This window comes from uncultured Methylobacterium sp., from assembly GCF_964242245.1.
Classification (GTDB): domain Bacteria; phylum Pseudomonadota; class Alphaproteobacteria; order Rhizobiales; family Beijerinckiaceae; genus Methylobacterium.
Map to the genome: position 1 here is coordinate 1 of NZ_CAXTBY010000060.1, position 6,951 is coordinate 6,951.

The window sequence follows — 6,951 nt, forward strand, 5'->3', positions numbered from 1 at the left end:
CCAGACACGAACGATCATCAAGTCCGAATTTTGATCGACGGCGAGGATGTTACTGCGCACCGTCGATGACGGTATGGATCTCGATCGACCAGAGTTTTCCCCAGCAAAATCTCCTCCGGATTGCGGCTGTATAATTATTGCGCGTTGCTATCGTGGCATCGTCGGATGTGGTGACTTCGTGTCCGACGTAAACATCGGAGTATCGATTACGGAATAGGCCGGAGATCGCGGTAAATTCCTTTTTTCAAACATGATTTATAAAAAACAATCTATGAAGCAATGTAAGATCATAGCTGGGAAGATGTGAATTGGCGTGCCCAACGAGGGACTTCAGAACTTCTTGCAAGAATGACGATTGAGAATGGGCGCGTTTTTCAATGGACGCGTGCACGACATCGATCGGGCAAGACCACAATATATTTTAGAGATCAGGTTGGTTAAACCCTCGTCGATATCTCCTGGGATGACAAGGACCCGGTTACTGTAGTATTGGCTGCCCGCGCTTTTCGACGAGGCCGCGTCGTGATCCCGATGGGCCGCTGCGAGGACGACATGGGTCGCTCGTACCAGCGTGAGCCTGTCGTCAGTCCCGACTGCCGTGCAGAGGATCCTGCCGCGTCCGTCAGGATTGAATACCAAGTAAGGGATCGAGCGGCGCCCGCCTTTTGCTTCGTCCGCATAGGCCGGAGCCGCATCGCGTGCAGGCCGGAACGGCTCGAAGTCGACGGCAGCGGCAACCTGATCCTTAAGCCGTCGGTAACGCCGATCGTTGAGACTAGCACAAGAGGCGGGTGCGGCCGCAAGTCCGCAATCAACGTTTGATCCGGAATCGATCTACTATGTCACCGCAAACACATCCCAGTGATCCGGAAAGTTGGCTGGCCATCTTCGATGCATTGAACAACATTCCGCATGGCTTTTGCGTCTACGACGCGCAGGACCGGCTCTTGTTCGTGAATGAGGGCTTCACCCGCATCTATCGTCAGCCCGTGTCCTCCCTTCCTTCTGGCACGCACTTCCTGGAGGTTCTCACGAAAAGCGTTGCCCTCGGCAACTACAGCGGCCGAACGCCGGACGAGATTTGGCGCGATCGTAAAGCTTTCATCGATCGGCGAGAGCCCGGGATCTTTCTCCAAGCGCTCGGCGACGGGCGGTTAATTGCCATCACGCACCAGCCCCTTGCGAATGAAGGATGGGCTGCCGTCTACGAGGACGTCACCGAACGGCGGCGGCAGGAAACGCACCTCCAGTTCATGGCCCACCACGACGCCCTGACGCGCCTGCCCAATCGCCTGTTCTTCGACGCGACGCTGCGCGCCAAGTTGGGGGACCTCAGCGAGGGTCGCACGCTCGCGCTCCTGTGCCTGGATCTCGACGGCTTCAAGGCCGTGAACGACCGTCTTGGTCATGCCTCAGGCGATGCCCTTCTGTGCCAGGTCGCCGAGCGTCTTCGCTCCACCCTGAAGGAAAGTGGCATGCCGGCTCGGCTCGGGGGCGACGAGTTCGCGGTGATCCTGCCCGACACCACGCAGGCCATCGCACGGGGCATCGCCGAGCGTCTGGAGGAAAGTTTGTCAAGGCATTACGTGCTCGGCAGTGCTTCGGTGGCCGACGTCGGCGCCAGCATCGGACTGGCTGTCGCACCGCTGCACGCGCGCTACGCCGATGCGCTGCTCGCCGCCGCCGACGAGGATCTCTATCGGGTGAAGCGCTTACGCCGCGACCATGCGCGCGCTTCCCTCGCTTGCAGCGCGTGAGCTGTCGCCGAGGTTTGACGTGCACCGGAAGGGCGATGGGATGCACCTGCCCGGCTCGCCCGACGTCCGGAAACCGGCGATCCGGATCGTGCGAGAGACGTAGCGCTCCGGCCGCTTCGGGGTCCGTAGGCGAGCAGCACGGCGCGTTCGGCCTCTTCGATCTCGATCGCGATGTCGTCGGTCGCCCACACATGCGCGATCCGCGGAGTCATCACAACGGCGCCTTCGCCGAGGCTTGATTTTTGCTCGCCGATCGCACTCAAGGGAAGGCATGAGTCAGCCCGTCGCCGAGCCCCAGATCGCAGCCATCCGCCACGACTGGAGCGTGGCGGAGATCCGCGCGATCTACGACCTGCCGCTGCTCGACCTCGTGTTCCGGGCCGCCACCGTGCACCGCGTCCACAACGACCCGGCCGACATCCAGCGCGCCTCTCTCCTGTCGATCAAGACCGGCGGCTGCCCCGAGGATTGCGCCTACTGTCCGCAATCGGCCCAACACAAGGGCACCGGCATGGCCCGCGAGCGGCTGATGCCGGTCGACACCGTGTTGAAGGAGGCCGCCGCCGCCAGGGCCGCGGGGGCTCACCGGTTCTGCATGGGCGCGGCGTGGCGCCAGCCCAAGGACGGGCCGGAGTTCGATGCCGTGCTCGCGATGGTGCGCGGCGTGCGCGGGATGGGGATGGAGGCCTGCGTGACGCTGGGCATGCTCACGCCCTCCCAGGCCGGGCGGCTGGCCGAGGCCGGGCTGACCTCGTACAACCACAACCTCGACACCGGGCCGGACTTCTACGGCGACATCATCTCGACGCGGACCTACGCCGACCGGCTGCAAACGCTGGAGACCGTGCGCGCGGCCGGCATCGGGGTCTGCTGCGGCGGCATCGTCGGCATGGGCGAGGGCGTGAGCGACCGCGCCGCCATGCTGCAGGTGCTCGCCAACCACGCGCCGCACCCCGAGAGCGTGCCGATCAACGCCCTCGTCGCCGTCGCGGGGACGCCGCTCGCCCACCGTCCGGCGGTCGATCCCCTCGACCTCGTGCGGATGTGCGCCGCCGCCCGCATCGTGATGCCGCGTGCCCGCGTGCGCCTCAGCGCCGGGCGCAAGGGCCTGAGCCGCGAGGCGCAGATCCTCTGCTTCCTCGCCGGCGCCAACTCGATCTTCTACGGCGAGCGGCTGCTGACCACGGCCAACGCCGAGACCGATGCGGATGCCGAACTCCTGCGCGACATCGGCATCGCCGTGGCGATCCCGGCGCTGGCCGCCGCCGAGTAGCGCTCAAGCCTTCCTGGCCGCACCCTGCCGGCGCGCGAATCGCCGCCGCAGCGCGATCGACAGCAGGGCAAAGGCCGCCAGCCCCGCGAGGCCGCCGACCATCCGCGGCGTGACGAGCGCCCGCAGGGTCAGGGCGTTGGCGCAGTCGAGCCCGCCGGCGGCAAGACACGCGGCCTTCGCCTCCGCGTGCGCGGCGACGACGTCCTCGATGCCGGCGCCGGTGGCCGCGTAGACGAGGGCGCCGGGCAGGAGCCCGCAGCCGGTGGCGAGGACGAAGGTGCGCAGGCCGACGCCGAAGGCCGCCGGCCCGAGGTTCGTCATCCAGAACGGGAACAGCGGCAGCAGGCGCAGGAACAGGATGTAGCCGAAGGCGTCGCGCCGGAAGCCCTCGGCCAGCGCGCCGAGCCGCGGCCCGGCCACGCGCCGCAGCAGGTCCGAGGCGGGGCCGCGCCCGATCGCGAACACGATTCCCGCCCCCGTGGTGGCGGCGCAGACGGCGACCAGGGCTCCGGGCAGGATGCCGAACAGGAAGCCGCAGACCATGGTGAGGATCAGGGTCGCGGGCACCGAGACCACCACGGCGCCGACGTAGATCAGGTAGGCGAGCCCCAGCGCGCGCGGATGGTCCGCCTCCACGATCGCGCGCAGCCACAGGCGCGAGGCCAGCAGCCGGTCGAGGCTGAGCAGGTGCGCCGCGCCGGAGACGAGAACCGTGAGCGACAGCCCAACCAGGAGCGCGAGCGGCAACCAGCGCCGGGCGCTTCGCAGCCATGCCCTTGCGGGCTCGGGGCCTTGCGCGGGGGGCAGCGTCAGGCCGGCTTGCGCATCCGCAGGATCTTGAAGAACCCGCCGGGGAAGGTCGGGGCGACGCCGCCGAACTCGACGCCGTTGCGCCGGGCCCAGCCCTCGATCCGGGCCGCCTTGAAGTCGGACGACCAGCCGATCCGGGTGCAGAGCGGCGCGACGATCTCCTCCACGCGGGCGACCGGCCCCTCGGCCTGGCCGAAATGGTTGGCGAGCACGATCCCGCCCCCCGGGCGCACGACGCGCAGGAACTCCGACAGCGCGGCCTCGGGGTCCGGCACCAGGGTGATCAGGAACTGCGCCACCACCGCGTCGAACGACGCGTCGGCGTAGCCGAGGCGGCAGACATCCATCACCTGGAGGCCCTTCACGTGGCTCAAGCCCCGGCGCTGCACCTTGCGGCGGGCGCGCCTCAGCATGTCCTCGGACAGGTCCACGCCGCAGACGAAGCTGCCGCGCGGGTAGTAGCCGAGCGATAGCCCGGTGCCGACCCCGGCTTCGAGGATGCGCGGACCGCAGGCGGCGGCGGCCTCCACCGCCGCGCGGGCGGCGGGCTCCGTCAGCTTGTCGTAGACCACGTCGTAGACCGGGGCCCAGCGGGCGTAGGCCTTGCGCATCAGGGCGGTGCTCGGCCCGGCCGCCTGCGGCTCGCTCAACATGGTCGTCTCTGCCTTCGAGGGGTCGGATCAGGCGGCCTGCGCCGCCGCGGCGGCGATGCGCCGGATGGTGCCGCCGCCGAGCACCTGCGCGCGCGGGCCGTCGTCGGCGTAGATGGCGCAGGCCTGCCCCGGCGAGACCCCGTCCTCAGGCGCCGCCAGCACCACCTCGGCGGTCGCGGTCGCGGGATCGTAGTCGAGCCGGGCGAGCCGCGGCTCGCGGGTGGAGCGCACGCGCACGGAGACCTGACGGTCGGCGACGGGAGCGGTGCCGCCGAGCCAGTTCACGTCGGTGAGGCGGATGCGGTGGGTGGCGAGCGCCGCCCGCGGCCCGACCACGACGCGGGCTGTCTCCGGCTCCAGGCGCACGACGTAGAGCGGCTCGGGCGAGGCCACGCGCAGGCCGCGGCGCTGGCCGACGGTGTAGTGGATGATGCCGGCGTGCCGCCCCAGCGCCCGGCCAGCGAGGTCGACGATCTCGCCGGGCCGCGCGGCGTCCGGCCGCAGCCGCGCGATCACGTCGGCGTAGCGGCCCTGCGGCACGAAGCAGATGTCCTGGCTGTCGGGCTTCTCCGACACGGCGAGGCCGAAATCGCGGGCCAAGCGCCGGGTCTCGTCCTTGGGCAACTCGCCCAGGGGAAACCGCAGGAAATCGAGCTGCGCTGCCGTCGTGGCGTAGAGGAAGTAGCTCTGGTCGCGGGCCGGATCGAGGGCGCGGTAGAGCCCCCGCCGGCCGGGTTCGCCGGGCAGCGGCCGGCTCGCGACGTAGTGGCCGGTGGCGAGGCAGTCGGCGTCGAGGTCGCGGGCGGTGGCGAGCAGGTCGCGGAACTTGATCGCGCGGTTGCACTCGACGCAGGGAATCGGCGTCTCTCCGGCGAGGTAGCTCTCGGCGAACCGGTCTATCACCGCGTCGCGAAAACGGTCCTCGTAGTCGAGGACGTAGTGCGGGATGCCGAGGCGCTCGGCGACGCTGCGGGCGTCGTGGATGTCCTGTCCGGCGCAGCAGGCGCCCTTCCGATGGGTGGCCGCGCCGTGGTCGTAGAGCTGGAGGGTGATGCCGACGACGTCGTAGCCCTGATGCTTCAGGAGGCCCGCCACCACCGAGGAATCGACGCCGCCGGACATGGCGACGACGACGCGCGTCTCGTGGGGAGCCTTGGGAATGTCGAGGGCGTTCATCTGGCCGGGTCCGGCGGCATCGTCTGTCGTCGAGGGATCAGCCGCACGGTCCCGTCTATAGAGGGTGTCGATGCGCGTTTCCAGGGCGCGTCATCCCCGCGCCCGTCCCGCCAGCCCGGCAAATCCGACCGGGCATCTCCTGCCGGGATGCCGGCAGCCTCGGCCCGCCCGCCCCGGCGCCGACATGATCCTGGAAAGATTATCGTGTTCGGGCAAGGGCTTGCATAATTTCAGGTTCTGGCCTCCGGCTTGCTGATCGAGTGGGACAGGAGCGATGCATGGCGGTCGGTACGGCGGATTTGACGGATGCGGCATCGCGGTCTTCGGGCCGCTCGACCGTGCGCGGCGCGCGTTCCGCCGATGCCGGAACGGCGCACGCGGGCTTCGATCGCAACCTGACCGCGGTGACCCAGGCTATCGATGCGGCGCGCCCGCCCGCCGGAGGCGTCGCACCGAGCGGCGACGCGGCGGCTGCGGCGCTGAGCGAGGCGGGTGATGCCAAGCGCGCGCTGACCTTTGCAGGGCGCGACGCCGCGACGACCTCCGGGACCCCGGGAGCGCTCGCGAAGGGCACCGGCGGACCGACGCAGGTGACGGCTCGGGCACGTTCCTTCACGCCTGCGGCGATGCAGGCCTCCCTGACAGGCACCGGGCGATGGCTCGACCTCCGATCGACGCCGGGCGGGGCGACGAAATCCGAGGGCACGGCGGCGTCCGCATCCGCTGATGCGACGAAGGTCGACGACGCATCGGCGACGAAGGCTGATCGGGAGCCGGTAACGAAGGGCCTCGGCGAAGCGGCGCCCACGGCAAGCACCGCCAGCGTCCCTGCGGTCGCCGCACCTGCATCGCAAGGTCCGATCGCGGCGGATGCTGCGCCCGGCCCGATCCGGTCCGGAAGCCTATCGCCGACCCGGTCCGTCGACACGGTGCGTGCGAAGCCGGGCGCCCGCTTCCAATCCACAGACGGCTCAGCCGAGACGACGGGCGAAACCACGACGCGTGCCGATGGGTCTGCGGAAGCCACACCGGATGTCGGCAGAATCGCCGATCCGGCGGAAACCTCAGATCCGAAGGCCGATCCGGCATCCGCGACGCCGGACTTTGACGAAGGGGCGCCTGCAACAAGCCTCGCGAACATCCTCGGGGTCGCGGCACCTGCGCCGCAAGGTCCGGTCGCGGCAGGTGCCGTGCCCGACCTGATCCCGTCCGAAAGCACGGTGCCGATGCCGTCCGTCGATGCGGCGCGTGCGCGGCCGAACGCCCGCGTCCAAGCCGTCGC

General features: G+C 69.3%; 6 protein-coding genes. 3 read left to right on the top strand and 3 right to left on the bottom strand.

What is annotated here, in order from left to right:
* The first annotated feature begins 839 nt into the window (after positions 1 to 839).
* Entirely contained in the window at positions 840 to 1,757 is a 918-nt protein-coding gene (locus ACFE8Y_RS13325) for a diguanylate cyclase domain-containing protein (protein ID WP_375464867.1), read from the top strand.
* Between the two features lie 271 nt (positions 1,758 to 2,028).
* Entirely contained in the window at positions 2,029 to 3,030 is a 1,002-nt protein-coding gene (bioB, locus tag ACFE8Y_RS13330) for a biotin synthase BioB (RefSeq protein WP_375464868.1), read from the top strand.
* Between the two features lie 3 nt (positions 3,031 to 3,033).
* Here bioB and ACFE8Y_RS13335 read toward each other — a convergent pair whose 3' ends face one another.
* From ACFE8Y_RS13335 to mnmA, 3 genes are read right to left on the bottom strand one after another with little or no spacing between them, the layout of a single operon-like run.
* Complete coding sequence (locus ACFE8Y_RS13335) at positions 3,034 to 3,837, bottom strand: TVP38/TMEM64 family protein (RefSeq protein WP_375464885.1); 804 nt, start codon at positions 3,835 to 3,837, stop codon at positions 3,034 to 3,036.
* Positions 3,838 to 3,839: 2 nt separating this feature from the next.
* A complete protein-coding gene (locus ACFE8Y_RS13340) occupies positions 3,840 to 4,493 on the bottom strand; it encodes a class I SAM-dependent methyltransferase (protein ID WP_375464869.1) in 654 nt (217 codons plus the stop codon).
* 27 nt (positions 4,494 to 4,520) lie between these two features.
* Positions 4,521 to 5,669 (bottom strand): tRNA 2-thiouridine(34) synthase MnmA, encoded by a 1,149-nt coding sequence (gene mnmA / locus ACFE8Y_RS13345; protein ID WP_375464870.1) that lies wholly within the window; start codon positions 5,667 to 5,669, stop codon positions 4,521 to 4,523.
* Between the two features lie 278 nt (positions 5,670 to 5,947).
* On the opposite strand from mnmA, the gene ACFE8Y_RS13350 reads away from it, so the two are divergent.
* Positions 5,948 to 6,951: hypothetical protein (locus ACFE8Y_RS13350; protein WP_375464871.1), on the top strand; the 1,004-nt coding region annotated here is incomplete at its 3' end.